Raw genomic sequence first — 22,084 nt, forward strand, 5'->3', positions numbered from 1 at the left:
AGAAAAAGGAGACCACCGCCATGAAAGTCGCAGCCATCCAGATGGTGTCGGCCATCGCCCGCGAGGCCAACCTGGCACGCGCCCACGACCTGCTGGCCGAAGCCGCCGCCGCCGGCGCCGAACTGGCCGTGCTGCCCGAGTATTTCTGCATGATGGGGCGCCGCGACACCGACAAGCTGGCGCTGCGCGAGACCGCGGGGGCCGGCACGGTGCAGAGCTTCCTGGCCGATGCGGCGCGCGAGTTCGGGCTCTGGATCGTCGGCGGCACCTTGCCGATCGAGACCGACGACGACCAGCATGTCTTCAACAGCTCGCTGGTCTACGCGCCGGACGGCGAGCGCGTTGCGCGCTACGACAAGATCCACCTGTTCTTTTTCGACAATGGCCGCGAGCGCTACGACGAACGCCGCGTGATCGCACCGGGCACCCAGCCGGTGTGCTTCGACCTGCCCTCGCGCGACGGCCACGCCTGGCGCATCGGCATGAGCGTCTGCTATGACCTGCGGTTTCCGGAGCTCTACCGGGCGCTGGCCCGCCAGGGGGCCGAGCTGCTGCTGGTGCCCAGCGCCTTCACGCGAACCACCGGCGCTGCCCACTGGGAGGTGCTGCTGCGGGCCCGGGCGATCGAGAACCTGGCCTGGGTGGTGGCGCCGGCGCAAGGCGGCACGCACGAGAACGGCCGCCAGACCTGGGGCCAGTCGATGGTGGTCGACCCCTGGGGCACGGTGGCGGCGCAGCACGCCGAGGGCGAGGCCGTGGTGCTGTTCGATGTCGATGCCGCGCAACTCGAGGCCGCGCGCGCCCAGCTCCCGGCGCTGGTCCACAGCGTGATCTGAAGCCGAAGTGTCCGCGCCTTCCCTGCCCGCCGCCCGCGTCCTGCGTCCCGCCTTCGCGCGGCTGCGCTTCCTGCGCTCGTTCTGGCGCCGCTGGTTCCTCTGGGTGCTGCTGGCGATACTGGTGCTGGCGCTGCTGGTCACGGTGGTCTGGCTGGCCGGCCGGCACGAGGTCGAGCAGACCCAGACCGTGCTGGACCGCGACACGGCCGATGCGGTGGCCGACCTGCGCGACGGCCTGCAGCGCAACGTCCAGACCTTGCGCGCCTCGCTGGCCGGCGGGGTCGACCGCGAGCAGTGGGAGGGCCGGGCCTCGGCCTTGTTGCGCGATCACCGCGAGTGGCTGCGTCTCGAATGGCGCGACCCGGCACTGCGCCCGCTCGCCGCGGTCGATTCGCCCTATCGCCGCAAGGTGTTCGGCGACAACGAGCGCGGCCCCGAGCAGATCGACGTCGAACAGGCCTGCTCGACCGCGCGCAAGCTGGGATCGGCGGCCTATTCGCCGAGCCACTACGTGGCCTCGGTGCAGGGCAGCGGCGGCCTCGAGGTGCTGGAGCTGTGCGTCCCGGTCGAGGGCGGCGGCTACCTGGTGGCGGCCTACTCGCTGCGCGATACGCTCACCGAACTGCTGGCGCCGATGCTCAGCCGCGGCCAGGAAGTCGCCTTCACCGAGTCCGACGGCACCCGGCTGGTGGCGATCGGCGCGCCGCGGCGCATCGGCACCCGGGTCTTCACCTCGCAGCAGCTGATCGACCTGCCGGGCGTCACCCTGATGCTGCGCGTCGACGGCTGGCGCGCCGTGCCGGACCTGTTCCCCAACATGCTGACCGCGCTGGTCACGGCGATCTCGATCGCGCTGGTGTCGGTGCTGGTGCTGCTGGCGCGCGACACCCGGCGGCGCCTGCGGGCCGAGCGCGATCTCGGCGATGCGCTGGCCTTCCGCAAGGCGATGGAGGATTCGGTCATCACCGGCCTGCGCGCGCGCGACCTGCAGGGCCGCATCACCTACGTCAACCCGGCCTTCTGCGAGATGGTGGGCTTCAGCGCCGAGGAACTGATGCGCAGCGACGTCGAGGTGCCCTACTGGCCGACCGAGCTGGCGCACGAGTACCAGCGCCGGCAGGCGGTGCGGCTGGCGGGCGCGACGCCGCCGCGCGAGGGCTTCGAGTCGGTCTTCATGCGCAAGGACGGCAGCCGCTTCCCGGTGCTGATCTTCGAGGCCCCGCTGATCAACGCGCAAGGCTCGCAGTCGGGCTGGATGAGCGCCTTCATCGACATCAGCGAACAACGCCGCGTGGAGGAGCTCTCGCGCGCCAGCCAGGAGCGGCTGCAGGCCAGCGCCCGGCTGGCCACCGTGGGCGAGATGGCCTCGCTGCTGAGCCACGAACTGACGCAGCCGCTGGCCGCGATCGCCAGCTACGCCAGCGGCTCGCTCAACCTGCTGGGGACGGACGGGCCGCCGCAAGACGGCGACCGGCAGGAGGTCGCGATGGCGGTGCGCCGGATCGCCGAGCAGGCCGATCGCGCCGGCCAGGTGATCCGCAGCGTGCACGACTTCGTGCGCCGGCGCGATCGCACGCGCGAGTCGGTGACGCCCCAGGCGCTGGTCGACGCGGTGCTGCCGCTGGTGCGGCTGCAGGCGCGCAAGCTCGGCGTGCGCGTGGAGCTGGCCCTGGACGACAACCTGCCGGCCGTGGTCTGCGACCGCACGCTGGTCGAGCAGGTGCTGCTGAACCTGGCGCGCAACGGCATGCAGGCGATGGACATGCCCGAACTGAGCGAGCGCGTGCTGCGCCTGCGGGTCGTTCGCGCCAGCGGCAGCCCGGGCCCGGACGCACGCCGCTGGCTCGAGTTCTCGGTCGCCGACCTCGGCTGCGGCATCAGCGACGAGGTGGCGTCGCGCCTGTTCACGCCTTTCTTCACGACGCGCCCCGACGGCATGGGCCTGGGCCTGAGCCTGTGCCGTACGGTGGTCGAGCAGCACGGCGGCGTACTGATGCACGAACCGCAGCGCCCGCGCGGCACCATCTTCCGATTCACCCTGGCCACCGCAAGCTGACACTTCAAGCCATGCAACCCCTGATCGATGCCCTGATCTTCATCGTCGACGACGACGCCAGCGTGCGCGAGGCCCTGGCCTGGCTGCTGCGATCGCGGCGCCTGGTGAGCGAGCAATTCGCCAGCGCCGAAGCCTTCGAGGCCCGTCTGGCCGAGGAGCCGCTGACCGACCATCCGCATTGCCTGCTGCTCGACGTCCGCATGCCGGGCACCAGCGGCCTGGTGCTGTTCGACCGCCTGGCCGAGCGCGGCCTGCTCGACGCCATGCCGGTGATCTTCCTGACCGGCCATGCCGACGTGCCGACCGCGGTCGATGCGGTCAAGCGCGGCGCCTTCGACTTCTGCGAGAAGCCGTTCTCGGACAACGCGCTGGTCGACCGCATCGAGCACGCGCTCGGGGCGTCGCTGCGCGCGGTCGAGGCCAGGCGCACGCGCCAGCTCTTGAAGCGCCGCATCGACGAGCTGACGGAGCGCGAGCGCGACGTGATGCGCTGCGTGGTCGAGGGGCTGCCGAACAAGCTGATCGCCGATCAGCTGGCGATCAGCGTGCGCACGGTGGAGGTGCACCGCGCGCGCGTGTTCGAGAAGATGGAGGTCAAGTCGGCGGTCGAGCTCGCCAACCTGCTGCGCGGGGTCTGAACCCGATCAGCCCTGCGGGCGTTCGCCGACGAAGATCTCGACGCGGCGGTTCTGCGCCCGGCCGGCTTCGGTGTTGTTGTCGGCGACCGGCTCGCGCGAGCCGCGGCCTTCGGTGCGGATCGCGCCGGCCGGCACGCCGCGCGCCACCAGGTAGTCGCGGGTGCTCGCGGCGCGTTCGATCGACAACGGGTTGTTGATGGCATCGGTGCCGGTGCTGTCGGTGTGGCCGATGATGCGCACCTCGGCGTTCGGGTTGTTGCGCAGGCCGCTGGCGAACTGGTCGAGCACCGGCGAGAAGTTGGGCTTGATCGCCGAGCGGCCGACGTCGAAGGAGATGTCGCTCGGGATCGCCAGCTTGAGCTCGTTGCTGGCGGTCTGGGTGACGGCCACGCCGGTGCCCCGGGTGGCGGCTTCCATCTGCTTCTTCTGGTTCTCCATGCGCTGCGACCAGAGGTAGCCGCCGGCCGCACCGGCGAGCGCACCCACCGCGGCGCCGGTGCCCGCACGGCCGCCGGTCGCCGAGCCGATCGCCGCGCCCGCCAGTGCGCCCACGCCGGCACCGATGCCGGTGTTGCGCTGGGTGTCGGTCATGCCGGTGCCGGCGCAACCGGCGAGAACGAGGGCGGCGGCGGAGGTGGCGAGTACGAGTTTTTTCATGTCGGTCCTTCTGGGGATGCAATACAAGGAAGAACCATTATCCGGAGCGAATCGCGCAAATCCGGTGACGCGGCCGTGTCGGCTTGTAACGGTGATCGGCGATGGGATCTCTCTAAACCCTTGTCGCATCTGGTTGTGCTGCTATCTTTTCGGTAGCGTATGGCGCGCCGGCCCACAGTCGTGTGCGGCGCCGGACTACCGCGATTCAATCCCTTTTCGGGGGCTCCTGGGCATCGTCGCGGTCGTCCAGTTCGCCGCCCTTGCGGCCCGAGAACATGGTCCACCAGACGATCAGCACCAGCGCGATCGCGGCCGCGAGGGCTTCAAGCAAAATCAGACCCATGAACAAAGGACTCCGGTGGCTGGTGGGACTCGCGATCGTAGCAACGCTCGCGGGCTGCAGCTTCAGCACACGACAGCCCGAGGTGCCGCTGGCAACCCCGAGCACGCCCCCGCCACGCGATCTCGGCCCCCTGGGCGGCTCGCTCACCCATCCCAAGAGCCGCTGGACGCCGGTGCCTTGGTCCGAGCTGCCGGGCTTCAACGAGGACGCCCTGCACGAAGGCTGGGTCGCGATGGTCAGCAACTGCGCGCGGCCCAACGCCGCCATCGCGCCGCTCTGCCGCGAGGTGCGCCAACTGGCGCTGGCCGAGCCGGACCAGCAGCGCGAATGGATGATGCAGCGGCTGCAGCCGTTTCGCATCGAGTCGCTTGCGGGCCCGAGCGAAGGCAAGCTCACCAGCTACTACGAGCCGGTCTTCGATGCCACGCGGCGGCCGACCGCGACCCACACGGTGCCGCTCTACCAGGCGCCGGCGGGCCTGGTCCCCAAGCGCCCCTGGTACACCCGCCAGGAGATCGACACGCTGCCCCAGGCCCAGGCCGCGCTGCGCGGCCGCGAGATCGCCTGGCTGGCCGATCCCATCGACGCGCTGATGCTTCACATCCAGGGCTCGGGTCGACTGCGCATCACCGAGGCCGACGGTTCGCAGCGCATGGTGCGCGTGGCCTTCGCGGCCACCAACGAACAGCCCTATCGCAGCGTCCAGCAATGGCTGTCGAGCCAGGGCGCGACCAAGGTCAGCCTGTGGCCGGACGACACCAAGCAGTGGGTGGCGCAGAACCCTCAGCGCGCGTCGCAGCTGCTGTGGAGCAATCCGCGCTACGTGTTCTTCCGCGAGGAGCCGCTCAATGAAGTCGACGCGGCCTCGGGGCCGGTGGGCGCGCAGGGCGTGCCGCTCACGGCCGGCCGCTCGATCGCGGTCGACCGCGACAGCATTCCCTACGGCACGCCGGTCTGGCTCGCCTCGCCGGGGCCGGCCGTGCCGCTGGCCAAGCTGGTGGTCGCGCAGGACACCGGGAGCGCCATCGTCGGCGCGGTGCGGGCCGACTATTTCGCCGGCACCGGCGCCGATGCGGGCCGGGTCGCTGCGCGAGTCAACCAGCCGCTGCGGCTCTGGGCGCTCTGGCCGAAATAGTCAGGCGTTCATCTTCACCACGAAGATCGTGAGCGCGGTGACCATCGCGATGTGCATCAGGAACTCGAGCCGCCGCTCGCGGGGTGCGATGAGGAGGGCGGCGCCGGCCACGACCAGCGTCAGGGCCCCGAACATGAGATCGAAAGAGATATCCACCAAACCGCCGTCCTTGCTGTCACACGGGCCTGCACCAACACGGATTATCAGTGAGCGCGCACGGGCTCCTGCGGCCGGGGCAGCGGCAGCGCGGTCTTGTAGCGCACCTGCTTGAGCGCGAAGCTCGAGCGGATCTTCTCGATGCCGGAGATCGGCGTCAGCTGTTCGAGGATGAACTTCTCCAGCGCCGCGATATCGGCCACGGCGACCCGGATCAGGTAGTCGCTGTCCCCGGTCATGAGGTAGCACTCCATCACCTCGTCGTGCTCCGCGATGCGCTGCTCGAAATCGGACAGCGACTGCTTGCTTTGTGTCTTCAGGCTGATCGAGATGAAGACGTTGAGGCCGAGCCCGAGTGCGCCGGCATTGACCAGGGCCACGTAGCGCTGGATCACGCCGCCGGCCTCGAGCGCCTTCACCCGCGCCAGGCAGGGCGAGGGCGACAGGTGGATGCGGCGCGCCAGTTCGACGTTGGACAGGCCGCCGTCGCGCTGCAGCTCGTCGAGAATGCGCAGGTCGATGGTGTCCAGTTGCATGAAATGCTGTCCAGCGGCAAAAATGCAGAATTCTATGCGGTGGACTGGGCCGGAAAGGCACGGAATCGGCACCCCATTCCATCGCGAACGGCCTAGATTGCAGTTCATGAACGCCCCGATCCCCTTCGACCCTTTGCGCGCCCTGATCGACATGCCCCTGCACGATCCCGATCCCGTCGAAACCGCCGAGTGGCGGGCCGCCTTCGTGGCCCTGGCCGACGCCCACGGGCCGGAGCGGGCGCGCTGGATGCTGGACGAACTCGCACGGCTGGCGCGGGCCCAGCGCATCGGCTGGGAGCCTGACCTGTCGACGCCCTACGTCAACACCATCGCGGTCGACGCCCAGCCGGCCTTCCCCGGCGACCTCGCGATGGAGGAGCGCCTGGCCTCGCTGATGCGCTGGAATGCGCTCGCGATGGTGGTGCGCGCCAACCAGGCCTATGGCGAACTCGGCGGCCACATCGCCAGCTACGCCAGCGCGGCGGACCTGTTCGAGACCGGCTTCAACCACTTCTTCCACGCGCGCACCGACGCCCACCGCGGCGACCTCGTGTTCTTCCAGCCGCACAGTGCGCCCGGCGTCTATGCGCGCGCCTTCCTCGAAGGCCGGCTCGGCGAGGAGGACCTGCGCCACTACCGGCAGGAGCTCACCGCGCCCGCGTTCACCGAAGGCCAGGGCGCACGCGGCCTCAGCAGCTACCCGCACCCGTACCTGATGCCCGACTTCTGGCAGTTCCCGACCGGCTCGATGGGCATCGGGCCGATCAGCTCGATCTACCACGCGCGCTTCATGCGCTACCTCACGCACCGCAACCTGCTGGACTGCGAAGGCCGCAAGGTCTGGGGGGTGTTCGGCGACGGCGAGATGGACGAGCCCGAATCCATGAGCGCGCTGACGCTGGCGGCGCGCGAGAAGCTCGACAACCTGGTCTGGGTGGTCAACTGCAACCTGCAGCGCCTGGACGGCCCGGTGCGCGGCAACGGCCGCATCATCGACGAGCTCGAAAAGCTGTTCGCCGGCGCCGGCTGGAACGTCATCAAGCTGGTCTGGGGCAGCGACTGGGACGGCCTGTTCGCCCGCGACCTCACGGGCGCGCTGGTGCGGGCCTTCTCGAACACGGTCGACGGCCAGATGCAGACCTTCGCCGCCAAGGACGGCCGCTACAACCGCGACACCTTCTTCGGGCAGGACGCGGAGCTGGCGCGGCTCGCCGAGGGCATGACCGACGAGCAGATCGACCACCTGAAGCGCGGCGGCCACGACCTGGTGAAGATCCATGCCGCCTATGCCGCGGCGGCCGCGCACCGCGGCCGGCCGACCGTGATCCTGGCCCACACCAAGAAGGGCTACGGCATGGGCAGCGCCGGCCAGGGCAAGATGACGACGCACTCGCAGAAGAAGTTCGACGACACCGACCTGATCGCCTTCCGCGACCGCTTCAAGCTGCCGCTGACCGACGAACAGGCCACCACCGCCGCCTTCTACAAGCCGGCCGACGACAGCGCCGAGATGCGCTACCTGCTGGCCAAGCGGGCCGCGCTCGGCGGCAGCATGCCACGCCGCGTCACCGACTGCGACACCGTCGCCAAGCCCGACATCGGGGCCTATGCGCAGTTCGCGGTCGCGGCCGCCGGCAAGGAGATGAGCACCACCATGGCCTTCGTGCGCATGCTGGGCAACCTCATGAAGGACAAGGCGCTCGGCCCGCGCGTGGTGCCGATCGTGGCCGACGAGGCGCGCACCTTCGGCATGGCCAACCTGTTCAAGCAGGTCGGCATCTATTCGAGCGTGGGCCAGCGCTATGCGCCCGAGGACATCGGCTCGGTGCTGTCGTACCGCGAAGCGACCGACGGCCAGATCCTGGAAGAAGGCATCAGCGAGGCCGGCGCCATCGCCAGCTGGACCGCCGCCGCCACCAGCTACAGCGTGCACGGGCTGGCGATGCTGCCCTTCTACATCTACTACTCGATGTTCGGCTTCCAGCGCGTCGGCGACCAGATCTGGGCCGCCGCCGACCAGCGGCCGCGCGGCTTCCTGCTCGGCGCCACCTCCGGGCGCACCACGCTCGGCGGCGAAGGCTTGCAGCACCAGGACGGATCGAGCCATCTCATTGCCGCCACCATCCCGAACTGCAAGGCCTACGACCCGGCCTTCGCGGGCGAGATGGCGGTGATCGTCGATGCCGGCATCCGCGAGATGATGGTCGAGCAGAAGGACGTCTTCTACTACGTCACCCTGATGAACGAGAACTACGCCCAGCCCGACTTGCCGGCCGGCGCGGAAGCCGATGTGCTGCGCGGTTGCTATCGCTTCGATGGATGGAAGGGCGCGCAGCCGGCATCCACCGAGGCGAAGGTCACGCTGCTCGGTTCCGGCGCGATCCTCACCGAAGTCGTCAAGGCGGCGCAGATGCTGGCCGAAGAGGGCATTGCCGCCGAGGTGTTCAGTGTCACGAGCTGGAGCGAGCTCGCGCGCGACGGGCGGGTCTGCGAACAACGCGCGCTGGCGGGCGAGGCCGAGCCGGGCGCGCCGTTCATCGCGCGGCAGCTGGCGGGCGGCAGCGGGCCGATCATCGCCGCGACCGACTACGTGCGCAGCGTGCCCGAGAGCGTCCGCGCCTTCCTGCCCCAGGGCCGGCGCTTCCTCACGCTCGGCACCGACGGCTTCGGCCGCAGCGACACCCGCGCGGCCCTGCGGCAGTTCTTCGGCGTCGATGCGCAGAGCATCGTGCGCGCGGCCCGGCACGCGCTCGGATCGCGTTGAAGCGGCCGGGGAGGGCGCCTATGATGGCGCGCGCGTTGCGCGAACCCATCTAGGACACCTCATGAACAGAGCAGGACTCATCGGCCTGGGCGCCATGGGCGCTGGCATTGCCGCCACCTTGCGCGACCGCGGCTACGAGATGCACGTGTGCGACGCGCGTCCCGGCGCGGCGGTGCGCTTCGCCGAGGCCGGCGGCGTCGCCTGGGCCACGCCGGCACAGGTCGCGCACCGCTGCGAGGTCGTGATCTCGGTCGTGGTCAACGCCGCGCAGACCGAGGAGGTGCTGTTCGGCGAGGGCGGCGCCGCCGCCTCGATGAAACCCGGCAGCGTGTTCGTGATGTGCTCGACGGTCGACCCCAACTGGTCGATGGCGCTCGAGGAGCGGCTGGGCGCGCTGGGCATCCTCTACATCGACGCGCCGATCTCGGGCGGCGCCGCCAAGGCGGCGAGCGGCCAGATGACCGTGATGAGCGCGGCCCGGCCCGAGGCCTACGCGCGCGCCGACGCTGTGCTCGACGCCATGGCCGGCAAGGTCTACCGGCTCGGCGACCGCGCCGGCGCGGGCAGCAAGGTCAAGATCATCAACCAGCTGCTGGCCGGGGTGCACATCGCGGCGGCGGCGGAGGCGATGGCCCTGGGCCTGCGCGAAGGCGTGGCCCCGGACGCGCTGTACGAGGTCATCACCCACAGCGCCGGCAACAGCTGGATGTTCGAGAACCGCATGGCCCACGTGCTGGCCGGCGACTACACGCCGCTGTCGGCGGTCGACATCTTCGTCAAGGACCTCGGGCTGGTGCTCGACACGGCGCGTGCCAGCAAGTTCCCGCTGCCGCTGGCCTCGACCGCGCACCAGATGTTCATGCAGGCCTCGACCGCCGGCTTCGCGAAGGAAGACGACAGCGCGGTGATCAAGATCTTCCCGGGCATCGAACTGCCGCCGTCCCACTGACCGTCCCTATCATCGAACCATGCCACGCTTCGCCGCCAACCTTTCCATGCTCTATCCGGAGCTCGATTTCCTCGATCGCTTCGAGGCCGCCGCCAAGGATGGCTTCGCCGCCGTGGAGTACCTGTTCCCCTATGCCTACGAAGCGCGGGAGCTGGCCTCGCGGCTGGCCGCCAACGGTCTGAAGCAGGTGCTGTTCAACGGCCCGCCCGGCGACTGGGAGCGCGGCGAGCGCGGCCTGGCCTGCCTGCCCGGGCGCGAGGCCGAGTTCCGCGACGGCATCCTGAAGGCGATCGACTACGCGGCGGCGCTCGACTGCCCGCGCATCCACGTCATGGCCGGGCTGGTGCCCGAGGGCGTCGAGCGCGAGACCGTGCAGCCGACCTACCTCGAGAACCTGCGCTGGGCTGCCGTCGAGGCGGCCAAGGCCGGTCGCGACGTGCTGATAGAGCCGATCAACACGCGCGACATCCCGCGCTTCTTCCTGAACCGGCAGGACCACGCGCACGAGCTCGTCGAGGCGGTGGGCGCGCTCAACGTGCAGGTCCAGATGGACCTCTACCACTGCCAGATCGTCGAGGGCGACGTGGCGATGAAGATCCGCAAGTACCTGCCGACCGGCCGGGTCGGCCATTTCCAGATCGCCGGCGTGCCCGATCGCAACGAGCCCGACATCGGCGAGCTGAATCATCCTTACCTGTTCGAGGTCATCGACGAGGTGTCGGCGCAATGCGGCTGGCAAGGCTGGGTCGGCTGCGAGTACCGGCCGCGCCGCGGCGCCGTGGCCGATGGAACCTCGGCCGGGCTCGGCTGGCTGCGCGGCCTGCCGCGCGCGGCGCGCGGATGACGGCGCCCTCGAGGCTGGAAGCCGTCCGCATCCCGGCGCGCCTGCGGGGGTTTCAGGCGGGCGAAGCCGAGGTGTTCGATGTCACGCTCTCCGGCGCGCAGGTCGAGGCCATCGTGCCGTCCCGCCAGCCGGCGCGCGGCACCTTATTGAGCGCGATGGTCGATGCACATGCCCACATCGACAAGAACTACACGGTGCGCGAGGCCGGCGCGGCCGAAGGCAACCTGTTCGCGGCGATCGAGCGCATGGCGGCGCATCGCGCGCGCTGGACGGCGCAGTCGCTGCGCACCCGCATGCTGCGGGCGCTGGACGAAGCCTGGCGCGCCGGCACCCGGGCCCTGCGCACCCATCTCGACTGGGGCGGCGCCGAGGCGCCGGTGTCGCTCGCTGTGTTGGAGCAGCTGCGCGACGAATGGCGTGGCCGCATCGAGCTGCAGTTCGTCGCGCTGGCGCCGCTCGACCTGTTCGCCGAGGCCGACGCGGGCGAACGCATCGCGCAGGCGGTGCGGCGGGCGGGCGGGGTGCTCGGCGCCTTCGTGTATCGCAACGACGGCATCGTCTACAAGCTGGGGCGGGTCTTCGACCTCGCGCAGCAGCATCGACTGACGCTGGACTTCCACGTCGACGAAGGCCTCGATGTCGAAGCGACCGGCCTGCGCACCATCGCCCAGCTCACGATCGCACGCGGCCTGCAGGGGCGCGTCGCCTGCGGCCATGCCTGCTCGCTGTCGGTGCAGGACGACGCCGCCGCCAACGACACGCTCGCGCTGTGCGCCCAGGCCGGCATCCACCTGATCGCCTTGCCGAGCACCAACCTCTACCTGCAGGGCGCCTGGGACCGCACGCCGGTTCAGCGCGGCATCACGCGGCTGCGCGAAGCCGCGGCGCACGGCCTGCGGCCGAGCCTCGCCACCGACAACGTGCAGGACGCCTTCTATCCCTATGGCGGCTACGACCTGGTCGAGACCTTCGGCCTCGGCGTGCAGATGGCGCACCTGGCGCCAGCCGCCGACTGGCTCGACGCCATCACCGTGAGCCCGGCCCGCGCCCTGGGGCTGGCCTGGGACGGGCGCATCGCGCCGGGCTGCCCGGCCGACCTGGTGCTGCTGGCGGCCACCGACGAATACGAACTGCTGGACCCGCATGGTCGACGCCGCACCGTCATCCGCGCGGGCCGTACCCTGGAGAACATCCCATGAGCATGGGCAAGCCGATGGCCAACTACGCCGCCGCGAAACGCGTCGGCGACTTCGTCTTCATGAGCGGCGTGGTCGCGGTCGATCCGTCGACCCGCCGCGCGGTGGCGGGCTACGACGACATCCCCGACGCGGCGCGCACCGCCTTGCGCACGCTCGGCTACGCCACCGGCCAGATGTCGGTCGACGTGTTCGAGGCGCCCATCGTGGCCCAGAGCTGGTTCGTGCTCGAGCGCATCCGCCAGATCGCGGCCGAGCACGGCGGCACGATGGACGACGTCGTGAAGCTGGTGCAGTACTTCCGCCGCCTGCCCGACTACGCGCCCTACAACCGGGTGCGCGGCCTGTTCTACCCGGGCCAGCCGCCGGTCAGCACGGTGGTCGAGGTGTCGCGCTTCCTGCCCGGGGACGAGGTGCTGATCGAGGTCGAGGCGACGATGTACCTGCCTGCTCAATAGGGCTGGCCGAGCTGCTCGAGCACGGCGGGGTTTTCGAGCGTGCTCACGTCCTGTGTCACCGCTTCGCCCTTGGCCAGCGTGCGCAGCAGCCGGCGCATGATCTTGCCGCTGCGGGTCTTCGGCAGGTTGTCGCCGAAGCGGATGTCGCGCGGCTTGGCGATCGGGCCGATCTCCTTGCCGACCCAGTTGCGCAGCTGGTCGGCGATGCGCCGGGCCTCGTCGCCGCTGGGCAGCGGCCGCTTCAGCACCACGAAGGCGCACACCGCCTCGCCCGTGGTGTCGTCGGGCCGTCCCACCACCGCGGCCTCGGCCACCAGGTCGGTCATCGCCACCAGGGCGGATTCGATCTCCATCGTGCCCATCCGATGGCCGCTGACGTTGAGCACGTCGTCGATGCGCCCGGTGATGGTGAAGTAGCCGGTCGTCTTGTCGCGTATCGCGCCGTCGCCGGCCAGGTAGTAGCGGCCCTGGAACTCCTCGGGGTAGTAGCTGGCCTTGAAGCGCTCCGGGTCGTTCCAGATGGTGCGGATCATCGACGGCCAGGGCTTGCGCACGACCAGGATGCCGCCCTGGCCCCAGGGCAGCTCGTTGCCGGCCTCGTCCACCACGGCCGCGTCGATGCCCGGGAACGGCAGGGTGCAGGAGCCCGGCACCAGCGGCGTGACACCAGGCAGCGGCGTGATCATGTGGCCGCCGGTCTCGGTCTGCCAGAAGGTGTCGAGCACCGGGCAGCGGCCGCCGCCCACGTGGCGGTGGTACCACTCCCAGGCCGCCGGGTTGATCGGCTCGCCGACCGATCCGAGGATGCGCAGGCTCGACAGGTCGTAGTGGCGCGGGTGCACCGCGTCGTTGCCCTCGGCCATCTTGATCAGCGAGCGGATCGCGGTCGGCGCGGTGTAGAACACGCTGACCTTGTGGTCCTGGATCATCTTCCAGAAGCGGCCGGCATCGGGGTAGGTGGGCACGCCCTCGAACACCACCTGGGTCGCGCCGATCGCCAGCGGGCCGTAGGCGATGTAGGTGTGGCCGGTGACCCAGCCGATGTCGGCCGTGCACCAGAAGACGTCCTCGGGGCCGAGGTCGAAGGTCCACTGGCAGGTCAGCGCCGCATGCAGCAGGTAGCCGCCGGTGGCGTGCTGCACGCCCTTGGGCTTGCCGGTCGAGCCCGAGGTGTACAGCAGGAACAGCGGGTGCTCGGCGTTCACCCACTCGGGTTCGCAGACCGGCTCTTGGGCTGCCGCGAGATCCGCCATCCACAGGTCGCGCGGCGACTGGAAGGGCACCGCGCCGCCGGTGCGGCGCGTCACCAGCACATGGCGCACGCTGTCGCAGCCGCCGAGGACCAGCGCCTCGTCGACGATCGCCTTCAGCGGCAGCTGCTTGCCGCCGCGCACCTGCTGGTCGGCGGTGAGCACCATCACGGCGCCGGTGTCGGCGATGCGGTCGCGCAGGGACTGCGCCGAGAAGCCGCCGAAGACCACCGAATGGATGGCGCCGATGCGCGCGCAGGCCTGCATCGCGACCACGCCGTCGATCGACATCGCCATGTAGATCACGACCCGGTCGCCGCGGCCGACGCCCAGCGACTTCAGCACGTTGGCGGTGCGGCAGACGCGCGCCAGCAGGTCCTGGTAGCTGATCCGCGTGACGCTGCCGTCGTCGGCCTCGAAGATGATGGCGGTCTTCTCGCCCAGGCCGTTCTCGACCTGGCGGTCCAGGCAGTTGTACGACGCGTTGAGCGTGCCGTCGGCGAACCATTCGAAGAAGGGCGCCCGGCGGTGGTCGAGCACCTGCGTGAAGGGCTGCTTCCAGGCGATCAGCTCGCGCGCCAGGCGGCCCCAGTACGCGTCGGGGTCGGCCTCGGCCTCGGCGACCAGCCGGTCGTAGGCGGCGCGGCCGGAGATCCGGGCGCGTTGCACGGTGGCCTCGGAGGGCGGGTACAGCGTGGCGGGAAGGGCGGGGGCAAGGGTCGGTTCCATGGCGTGCTCCTGGTGCGTGGATGAGGGATGTACGGCCGTGATCACTCGACGGCGCCGCCCGTTTGACGGCTGTCAAGTGCGTCTCGGGCGAGGTCATCAACAATCAAGAGCCATAGGATGTCCGACGAACATTGCAGGAGACACATTCAAAAATGACGAATGTTTGCAGCCCGGGAAGGTGGCCGGGGTGATCCGCACGCTGGAGCGCTACCTGACGCTGCAGGCGGGGCTCGACCTGCTGGACCAGGGCCTGTCGATCTTCGACGCCGACCTGCGCCTGGTGGCCTGGAACCGCGCCTACGTCCGCCTGCTCGGCTTCCCCGACGAGATGGCCTACATGGGGGCGCCGTTCGAGAGCTTCATCGGCTTCAATGCCCGGCGCGGCGAGTACGGTCCGGGCGACCCGCAGCAGCTGGTGGCCGAACGCATCGCGGCGGCGCGCCACTTCGCACCGCACCAGATCGAGCGGGTGCGGCCCGACGGGCGGGTGCTGCTCATCCGCGGCGAGCCGGTGCCGGGCCACGGCTTCGTCACGCTCTATTCCGATGTCACCGAGCAGCGCCGTGCCGAGCAGATCATCCGTCGCCACAACGCCGAGCTCGAAGACCGGGTGGCCGCGCGCACCGCCGAGCTGCAGCACAGCGAGGAGCGGGTGCGGCTGATCATGGACTCGATCCCCGCGCTGGTGGCCTACTTCGACCACCGGCGGGTCTACCGCTACCTCAACCGCGGCTACCACGACTGGTTCTGCGTCGACACCTCGCGCCCGGAGGCCGTCAGCGCCAAGGCCTTCCTGGGCGACGCGGTCTACGCGATGGTCAAGCCGCAGGTGCTTCGGGCCCTCGCCGGCGAAACGCAAAGCCTCGAATACGAGCTCCAGACCTGCGACGCGCGCCGCCTCTGGGTGCGGACCTCGCTGGTGCCGCAGCGCAGCGCCGAGGGGCGGGTCGTCGGCTGCTTCGAACTGACCTTCGACATCACGCAGGAGCGGCGCTCGCAGGCGCTGCTGGCGCGGGCCCAGAAGCTCGATTCGCTGGGCCGCCTGACCGGGGGGCTGGCGCACGACTTCAACAACATCCTCACGGTCGTGATCGGCAACCTGGCGGCGCTGGCCGAGGCCCGGCCGAGCGATCCGGCGCTGGACGACTATGTGCATCCGGCGCTCGACGCCGCGCGCCGCGGGGCCGAGCTGGTGCGCGGCCTGCTGATGTTCGCCCGGCGCCAACCGCTGCAGGCGGCGGCGGTGCATGTGGGCGCGCTGGTCGACACCGTGGCCCGGCTGGTGCGGCGCTCGCTGCCCGAGACCCTGCGGCTCGACATCGACGTCGATGTCGGCGAACTGCCGCTGTGGACCTGGATCGATGCCACCCTGCTCGAGCAGGCGCTGGTGAACCTGGTGCTGAATGCGCGCGACGCGACCGGTCCCGACGGACGCATCGTGCTGCGGGCCCGGCGCGTTCGCATCGACGCCGCGGAGGCGGCTCCACTGCAGCTGTCCGCGGGCGACTGCGTGCGCATCGAAGTCGAGGACGACGGCAGCGGCATGGACGCCGACACCCTGGCCCATCTGTTCGACCCCTTCTTCACCACCAAGCAGCCGGGCAGCGGCACCGGACTCGGCATGGCCGTGGTCTACGGCTTCGTGAAGCAGTCGGGCGGCGCCATCGACGTGCGCAGCGCACCGGGGCGCGGCACCACGGTGTCGGTATGGCTGCCGGCGGCCGAGCCCGCACCGGCGGACGGCGCGGCCGACAGCACCCGCCCGACCGGCAGGCCGCCGGCCGCCTCGATGGGCCTGGCGCTGCTGGTGGACGACGACGCCCAGGTGCGGCGCGTGATCCGGCGCAGCCTGCTGGAGCTGGGCTATTCGGTGCTCGAAGCCGACGGCGGCGCCGACGCGCTGAGCCTGCTCGAACACACGCCGGACATCGTGCTGCTGCTGTCCGACGTCGTGATGGGAGGCGGTGTCGACGGCCTCGCCGTGGCACGGGCGGCGCGCGAGGGCGGCCGCGCCCGCGCCGTGGTGCTGATGAGCGGCTATGCGCCGGGCGACCTGTCGCGGCAGGTCGACTTTCCGATGCTCACCAAGCCTTTCAGCACCGCACAGCTCGCGCAAGCGATCGAGGAGGGCCGATGACGAACGAACACCATGGCGCAGGACTGACCCACCGCGCCGGCGCCGACGAGGCGAACCCGCCGTCGCTGGTCTACGTGATCGAGGACGACCCGGCCGTGGCGCGGCTGGTGCTCGCCACGCTGGCCGAGTTCGGCTTCAATGGCGAAGGCTTCAGCACCGGCGCGAGCGTGCTGCGGCGGCTGCAGGTCGAGAAACCCGACCTCTGCATCGTCGATCTCGGCCTGCCCGACATGGACGGCATCGATCTCATGCGGCGCATCCAGGCGGCGTCGAACGCGGGCGTGCTGATCCTCACCGGCCGCGGCCATCCGGCCGACCGCGTGATGGGGCTCGAGCTCGGCGGCGACGACTACGTCACCAAGCCATTCGAGGCCCGCGAGCTGGTGGCGCGGGTGCGCAGCATCCTGCGCCGGCGCAGCCTGGCGCCGGGCCAGGCCACGGGGCAGAGGCGCTATGCGTCGTTCCTGGGCTGGCGCATCGACTGCGCGGCCAACGTGCTGCGCGCGCCCGACGGGAGCGAGCATCTGCTGGGCACGGCCGAGACCCAGGTGCTGCGCTGCTTCGTCGAGCGCCCGCACCAGATCCTCACGCGCGAGCAGCTGATGGGCGCGCGCGACCTGCTGCCGACCGACCGCAGCATCGACGTGCGCATCTCGCGCCTGCGCAGAAAGATCGAACGGGATCCGCACGAGCCGGCCATCATCAAGACCGTGTACGGGGCCGGCTATCTGTTCGCCGCGAATGTGCTGTGGGAGTAGGTCCGCCGAGATCGGTCTCGATTCGGCCTCGAAAGCTCCGCGCATTGCATCGCAATGTGACGAATCATTGCACCGCACCCCGCGCGGGTCGGCCGCATCCCAGAATCCGCCGAACCGTAGTCCAGGAGACGAATCATGAGCGACCCCGTGGTGACGAAGATCCAGTCCAACCCCAAGTACCTCGAGCTTCGCCGAAAGCGCAACCGCTTCGGCTGGTGCCTCACGGCGCTGATGATGGTCGTGTACTACGGCTACATCGCGCTGATCGCGTTCAACAAGCCTTTCCTGGCGCAGCCGATCGGCGGCGGCGTGACCACCATCGGCATCCCGATCGGGCTCGGCGTGATCGTCTTCACGATCCTGATCACGGCCTTCTACATCCGCCGCGCGAATGGCGAGTTCGATCGGCTGACGGCCGAGATCATCCAGGAGGCCACGCGATGAAAGCGCGTCACGCCGCTCTTGCCGCGCTGCTGGCCAGCGCCTCCGGCTGGGCCGCTGCCGCCGGCGCCGACGTCGGGCAGGTCACCAAGCAGCCGACCAACTGGATCGCGATCGCGATGTTCTCGGGCTTCGTGCTGCTGACCTTGTGGATCACCAAGTGGGCCGCCTCCAGGACCAAGTCGGCGGCAGACTTCTACACCGCCGGCGGCGGCATCACCGGCTTCCAGAACGGGCTGGCGATCGCCGGCGACTACATGTCGGCGGCCTCGTTCCTCGGCATCTCGGCCGCGGTGATGGCCACCGGCTACGACGGCCTGATCTATTCGATCGGCTTCCTGGTCGGCTGGCCGGTGATCACCTTCCTGATGGCCGAGCGCCTGCGCAACCTCGGCAAGTTCACCTTCGCCGACGTCGCCGGCTACCGCTTCCAGCCCGGCCCGATCCGCGCCTTCGCGGCCTCGGGCACGCTGGTGGTGGTGGCCTTCTACCTGATCGCGCAGATGGTCGGCGCCGGCCAGCTGATCAAGCTGCTGTTCGGGCTCGACTACTGGGTCGCGGTGGTGATCGTCGGCGCGCTGATGATGGTCTACGTGCTGTTCGGCGGCATGACGGCCACCACCTGGGTGCAGATCATCAAGGCCGTGCTGCTGCTGGCCGGCGTGACCTTCATGGCGCTGATGGTGCTGGCGGCCTTCAGCTTCAGCCCCGAGGCGCTGTTCGCCAAGTCGGTCGAGGTGCGCACGCAGATCGCTGCCAATGGCGGCAAGAGCCCGCTCGAGGCCTCGGCCATCGGACGCAGCATCATGGGACCGGGCGGCTTCGTGAAGGACCCGGTCTCGGCGATCTCCTTCGGCATCGCGCTGATGTTCGGCACCGCCGGTCTGCCGCACATCCTGATGCGCTTCTTCACGGTGCCCGATGCCAAGCAGGCGCGCAAGTCGGTGTTCTGGGCCACCACCTGGATCGGCTATTTCTACCTGCTGATCTTCATCATCGGCTTCGGCGCCATCACGCTGGTGCTGACCAATCCCGAGTTCGCCGACGTCGCGACCGGCACCATCAAGGGCGGCGGCGGCGCGGCCAACATGGCGGCGGTGCTGGTGGCGAAGTCGGTCGGCGGCAATGTCTTCTACGGCTTCATCTCGGCGGTGGCCTTCGCGACCATCCTCGCGGTGGTGGCCGGGCTCACGCTGTCGGGCGCCTCGGCGGTGTCGCACGACCTCTACGCCACCCTGATCAAGAAGGGCAAGGCCGACAGCCGCGCCGAGCTCAGGGTGTCGCGCATCACCACGATCGCGCTCGGCGTGGTCGCGGTGATGCTCGGCATCGCCTTCGAGAAGCAGAACATCGCCTTCATGGTGTCGCTGGCCTTCGCGGTGGCGGCCTCGGCCAATTTCCCGGTGCTGTTCATGTCGGTGCTCTGGAAGGATTGCACGACGCGCGGCGCGGTCGTCGGCGGCTCGCTCGGGCTGGTGTCGTCGGTGGCGCTGACCATCGTCTCGCCGTCGGTCTGGGAAGCCACGCTGGGCCACCCCGCGGGCTCGGCCTGGTTCCCCTATGCCTCGCCGGCGCTGTTCTCGATGACGCTGGCTTTCGTCGGCATCTGGCTGTTCTCGATCACCGACCGAAGCCGCCAGGCGCAGCAGGAGCGGGCGGCGTTCCCGGCGCAGCAGGTGCGCTCGGAGACGGGCCTCGGCGCCTCGGGCGCGTCGGGTCACTGAGGGCGTTCAGCTTGACGAAGGCCAGCGCCGCCATCACCGCATCGTCCAGCGCATCGTGCGCGGGGCGCTGCGGCAGGTCCAGCGCGGTCATGATGGCCGCGAAGCGCAGGTCGATGTCGCCATGGCGCAGGTGCGGCGAGCGGCGCCGGTTCACATGGTCGTAGTAGAGCGCCGAGACCTCGATCTTCGGTTGCGGCAGCCCCATGCCCAGCATCGGGAACAGCACGCGGTCGATCATCGCGACGTCGAACTCCAGGTAGTAGCCCACCAGCGGCCGGCTGCCGATGAAATGCAGCAGCGCCTGCACGGCGGCCTCGGCCGCCAGTCCCTGGGCCAGGTCGCGCTCGCGCAGCTGGTGCACGCGCGCGCTGCCGGTCGCTACGCTGCGGCGCTCGGGCCGCACCAGCAGCTCGAGCCGCTCGCTGCACATCACGCAGCTGCCACGGATGCGCACCGCGGCGATCGCCACGATCTCGTCGCGCCGCGTGTCGAGGCCGGTGGTCTCGCAGTCGATCGCCACCCACTCGTCGGCGGGCGGCGGGTCCCACATGAAACGAAAGCGCGGATCGGCCAGGTGCTGGAGCAGCCACCATCGCTTGAGGGCCGAGAACCAGCCGGTCATCACAGCGCGTCCAGCCGGAAGCTCAGGCGCAGCATGCGGCGAAAACGTTTCACCACCTCGAGCGTGTCCTTGAGCAGGTCCCGCTCGAGGCTGCTCATGCGGGCCGGATCGACCTGCCCCGACACTTCGTGCCCGGCCGCCTGCTCCGCCAGGCCGGCCTTGAGCCGCAGGCCCATGAAGAAATAGAGGCTCTCGAGCAGGTCGGCGGCGAACTCGCGCTCGATCCGGCCGGCCGCGACCAGGGCCTCGAGGCGTTCCGCGGTGGAGGTCGCGTCCAGGCCGGCGCGCAACGCCAGGCTGCGCACGCCGTGCACGATCGGGAACAGGCCCTGCTTCTTGACGTCGAAGTGCGGCGCCGTGGGCTCGCCGAAGGCCAGCAGGCGCTGCCACCAATGCGAATCCTCGGCGAAGGCGTCGATGGCCGCGGCGAAGCGCGCCAGCATCGCGTCGTTGTCGGTGGCCAGCGAGAACAGCCGGGCCCGCACGCCCGCCAGCAGCGTCGTGTCGCCGGCCACCGCGTGGGCATCGAGGAAGATCGCCAGCGCCATCAGCCGTTCGCCGTCGGGCTGCAGCAGCCACTGGCAGGCGCGCTCGGCGAGTTCGGCCTGGCCGGCGCGCCACTGGGGGTTCGAGACCATGACGCCGCCTGGGCATTCGGGCCAGCCGAATTCGATCAGCGCGCGGGTGAGGCGCTGGCAGATCGCGTCCAGGTCGGCCGGCGGCGCGTAGCCGTCGCGCAGCAGCAGGCCGTTGTCCTGGTCGGTCTTCTGCAGCTGCTCGCCGCGGCCCTCGCTGCCCATCACGAACAGGCAGCTGTTGGCGACCAGCTCGGGCGGCGCGATCAGTTCCCAGGCCCGCTGGAACAGCTGGCCGTTGAGCGCCTGCACCAGCGTGGCGATCTGCCCGACCCGGGTGCCGCCGCCGTGCAGCAGGCCGACCAGCTGCGTGACGTGGGCGCTCGCGCGGGCCAGTGCCTGCAGGTCCTGCGCTTCGGCGATCTCGCGGTTGATCAGGTAGGAGTGATTGGACAGGAAGCTGAACAGGTCGAGCGCCTCCAGCACGCCCACCACCCGGCCGCCGTCGCCGCCGCCGTCGTCGGCCATCACCACCACGCGGTGCACCCGGTGCCGCACCATCACGATCAGTGCGTCGCCGACCGGGGCCGCCGCGTCGACCGTGATCAGGCCGAAGCTGCTGACCTCGCGCACCGGCAGCCGGTCCAGCGGCGTGCCGTGCAGCACCGCGCGCTGCAGCGCCGTCACGGTGAAGATGCCCAGCCGCGGAGCTGGCCCGGACAGGTCCCGCACCAGCACGTTGGTGCTGCGCTCGGCCTGCAGCAGCCGCACCACCGACAGCACGTCGCAGTCGGCATCGACGAAGTGCGGCGCCCGCACCGGGATCGCGTCGACCCGCGCCAGCGCCAGCGACTGCAGCTCGTGCTGGCCGACGCGGCCGGCGATGGCGGCCAGCTTGTTCGACAGATCGGAGAACAGCAGGGCGCCGAAGGTCGCGTTGCGCGCGATCAGTTCGGTGACGACTTGCCGCGCGAGCTGGTAGGCCAGCACTTCCTCGGCGGCCACGAAGCGTCCGCCGACCTGTCCCGACAGCAGGCTGCGGCCGTCGAAGGTGTCGTGCGGGCCGAAGCTCGCCACCGCTTCGCTGCCGCCGTGTTCGAACTGCTGCACGAAGCCCTTGATGACGACGAACAGGTGGGTCGGCGCCATGCCGGCCTCGAGGATCGCCTCGCCTTCGCGAAAGTAAGCGATGTCGACATGGGCGCGCACCCGCTCGCGCTCCTCGGCCGTGAGGCAGTCAAAGGGCGAATGCTCGAAATCGAAGGCGCTCGGCATGGCCG

At 70.2% G+C, this 22,084-nt stretch carries 20 protein-coding genes; 13 read left to right on the plus strand and 7 right to left on the minus strand.

Annotated features, from left to right (window positions below; genetic code table 11):
- Positions 1-20: 20 nt before the first annotated feature.
- Genes QTI17_RS12200 through QTI17_RS12210 form a run of 3 tightly spaced genes read left to right on the plus strand, consistent with a single transcriptional unit; the run spans position 21 to position 3,530 of the window.
- Positions 21-836, plus strand: a complete 816-nt coding sequence (locus QTI17_RS12200) for a carbon-nitrogen hydrolase family protein (RefSeq protein WP_286533405.1) — start codon at positions 21-23, stop codon at positions 834-836.
- Positions 837-843: 7 nt separating this feature from the next.
- Positions 844-2,892 (plus strand): two-component system sensor histidine kinase NtrB, encoded by a 2,049-nt coding sequence (locus QTI17_RS12205; RefSeq protein WP_503011043.1) that lies wholly within the window; start codon positions 844-846, stop codon positions 2,890-2,892.
- A gap of 11 nt (positions 2,893-2,903) precedes the next feature.
- On the plus strand, positions 2,904-3,530 hold the full coding sequence (locus QTI17_RS12210; protein WP_286509668.1) for a response regulator transcription factor: 627 nt from the start codon (positions 2,904-2,906) through the stop codon (positions 3,528-3,530).
- A gap of 6 nt (positions 3,531-3,536) precedes the next feature.
- Here the strand turns inward: QTI17_RS12210 and QTI17_RS12215 are convergent, their stop codons facing one another.
- Together QTI17_RS12215 and QTI17_RS12220 are read right to left on the minus strand one after the other, a co-directional pair.
- On the minus strand, positions 3,537-4,187 hold the full coding sequence (locus QTI17_RS12215; RefSeq protein ID WP_286533407.1) for a YiaD family glycine zipper/OmpA-like lipoprotein: 651 nt from the start codon (positions 4,185-4,187) through the stop codon (positions 3,537-3,539).
- A 205-nt stretch (positions 4,188-4,392) separates the two neighbouring features.
- The gene (locus QTI17_RS12220; RefSeq protein ID WP_286533409.1) at positions 4,393-4,530 is read right to left on the minus strand and encodes a hypothetical protein; all 138 of its coding nucleotides are present in this window, start codon (positions 4,528-4,530) and stop codon (positions 4,393-4,395) included.
- Between QTI17_RS12220 and mltA the strand changes: the two genes are divergently transcribed.
- Positions 4,529-5,665 (plus strand): murein transglycosylase A, encoded by a 1,137-nt coding sequence (mltA, locus tag QTI17_RS12225; protein WP_286533411.1) that lies wholly within the window; start codon positions 4,529-4,531, stop codon positions 5,663-5,665. The genes QTI17_RS12220 and mltA overlap by 2 nt on opposite strands.
- On the opposite strand, the gene QTI17_RS12230 is transcribed toward mltA, so the two are convergent.
- Positions 5,666-5,821 carry a hypothetical protein gene (locus QTI17_RS12230; RefSeq protein WP_286519775.1) on the minus strand — a complete coding sequence of 52 codons (156 nt, stop codon included), beginning with the start codon at positions 5,819-5,821 and terminating at the stop codon, positions 5,666-5,668.
- 47 nt (positions 5,822-5,868) lie between these two features.
- Positions 5,869-6,357: an Lrp/AsnC family transcriptional regulator gene (locus QTI17_RS12235; RefSeq protein WP_286533413.1), complete on the minus strand. Its 489-nt coding sequence runs from the start codon at positions 6,355-6,357 to the stop codon at positions 5,869-5,871.
- Positions 6,358-6,463: 106 nt separating this feature from the next.
- Here QTI17_RS12235 and mdeB point away from each other — a divergent pair, with 106 nt between their 5' ends.
- The 5 genes from mdeB (at position 6,464) to QTI17_RS12260 (ending at position 12,568) form a co-directional block, all read left to right on the plus strand.
- The gene (mdeB, locus tag QTI17_RS12240; RefSeq protein WP_286533414.1) at positions 6,464-9,121 is read left to right on the plus strand and encodes an alpha-ketoglutarate dehydrogenase; all 2,658 of its coding nucleotides are present in this window, start codon (positions 6,464-6,466) and stop codon (positions 9,119-9,121) included.
- A gap of 61 nt (positions 9,122-9,182) precedes the next feature.
- Entirely contained in the window at positions 9,183-10,070 is an 888-nt protein-coding gene (ltnD, locus tag QTI17_RS12245) for an L-threonate dehydrogenase (RefSeq protein WP_286533415.1), read from the plus strand.
- Positions 10,071-10,089: 19 nt separating this feature from the next.
- Positions 10,090-10,914 (plus strand): 2-oxo-tetronate isomerase, encoded by an 825-nt coding sequence (gene otnI / locus QTI17_RS12250; RefSeq protein ID WP_286533416.1) that lies wholly within the window; start codon positions 10,090-10,092, stop codon positions 10,912-10,914.
- A complete protein-coding gene (locus QTI17_RS12255) occupies positions 10,911-12,113 on the plus strand; it encodes an amidohydrolase family protein (RefSeq protein WP_286533417.1) in 1,203 nt (400 codons plus the stop codon). The genes otnI and QTI17_RS12255 overlap by 4 nt, the downstream gene beginning before the upstream one ends.
- Positions 12,110-12,568 carry a RidA family protein gene (locus QTI17_RS12260; protein WP_286533419.1) on the plus strand — a complete coding sequence of 153 codons (459 nt, stop codon included), beginning with the start codon at positions 12,110-12,112 and terminating at the stop codon, positions 12,566-12,568. The genes QTI17_RS12255 and QTI17_RS12260 overlap by 4 nt, the downstream gene beginning before the upstream one ends.
- Here QTI17_RS12260 and acs read toward each other — a convergent pair.
- A complete protein-coding gene (gene acs, locus QTI17_RS12265; RefSeq protein WP_286533420.1) occupies positions 12,562-14,547 on the minus strand; it encodes an acetate--CoA ligase in 1,986 nt (661 codons plus the stop codon). The genes QTI17_RS12260 and acs overlap by 7 nt on opposite strands.
- A 163-nt stretch (positions 14,548-14,710) precedes the next feature.
- Between acs and QTI17_RS12270 the strand changes: the two genes are divergently transcribed.
- The 4 genes from QTI17_RS12270 (at position 14,711) to QTI17_RS12285 (ending at position 19,607) form a co-directional block, all read left to right on the plus strand.
- Positions 14,711-16,684, plus strand: a complete 1,974-nt coding sequence (locus QTI17_RS12270) for a hybrid sensor histidine kinase/response regulator (protein WP_286533422.1) — start codon at positions 14,711-14,713, stop codon at positions 16,682-16,684.
- Positions 16,681-17,442 carry a response regulator transcription factor gene (locus tag QTI17_RS12275; RefSeq protein ID WP_286533423.1) on the plus strand — a complete coding sequence of 254 codons (762 nt, stop codon included), beginning with the start codon at positions 16,681-16,683 and terminating at the stop codon, positions 17,440-17,442. Before QTI17_RS12270 ends, QTI17_RS12275 begins: the two co-directional genes overlap by 4 nt.
- Before the next feature lie 135 nt (positions 17,443-17,577).
- Positions 17,578-17,886, plus strand: coding sequence for a DUF485 domain-containing protein (locus QTI17_RS12280; RefSeq protein ID WP_286533424.1), 309 nt, complete (start codon positions 17,578-17,580; stop codon positions 17,884-17,886).
- On the plus strand, positions 17,883-19,607 hold the full coding sequence (locus QTI17_RS12285; RefSeq protein WP_286533425.1) for a cation acetate symporter: 1,725 nt from the start codon (positions 17,883-17,885) through the stop codon (positions 19,605-19,607). The genes QTI17_RS12280 and QTI17_RS12285 overlap by 4 nt, the downstream gene beginning before the upstream one ends.
- Here QTI17_RS12285 and QTI17_RS12290 read toward each other — a convergent pair.
- Positions 19,504-20,229 carry a 3'-5' exonuclease gene (locus tag QTI17_RS12290; RefSeq protein WP_286533426.1) on the minus strand — a complete coding sequence of 242 codons (726 nt, stop codon included), beginning with the start codon at positions 20,227-20,229 and terminating at the stop codon, positions 19,504-19,506. The genes QTI17_RS12285 and QTI17_RS12290 overlap by 104 nt on opposite strands.
- Entirely contained in the window at positions 20,229-22,079 is a 1,851-nt protein-coding gene (locus QTI17_RS12295; RefSeq protein ID WP_286533427.1) for a putative nucleotidyltransferase substrate binding domain-containing protein, read from the minus strand. The genes QTI17_RS12290 and QTI17_RS12295 overlap by 1 nt, the downstream gene beginning before the upstream one ends.
- Between the last annotated feature and the right edge of the window lie 5 nt (positions 22,080-22,084).

The organism is Variovorax sp. J31P179 (assembly GCF_030316985.1).
GTDB lineage: Bacteria > Pseudomonadota > Gammaproteobacteria > Burkholderiales > Burkholderiaceae_C > Variovorax > Variovorax ginsengisoli_B.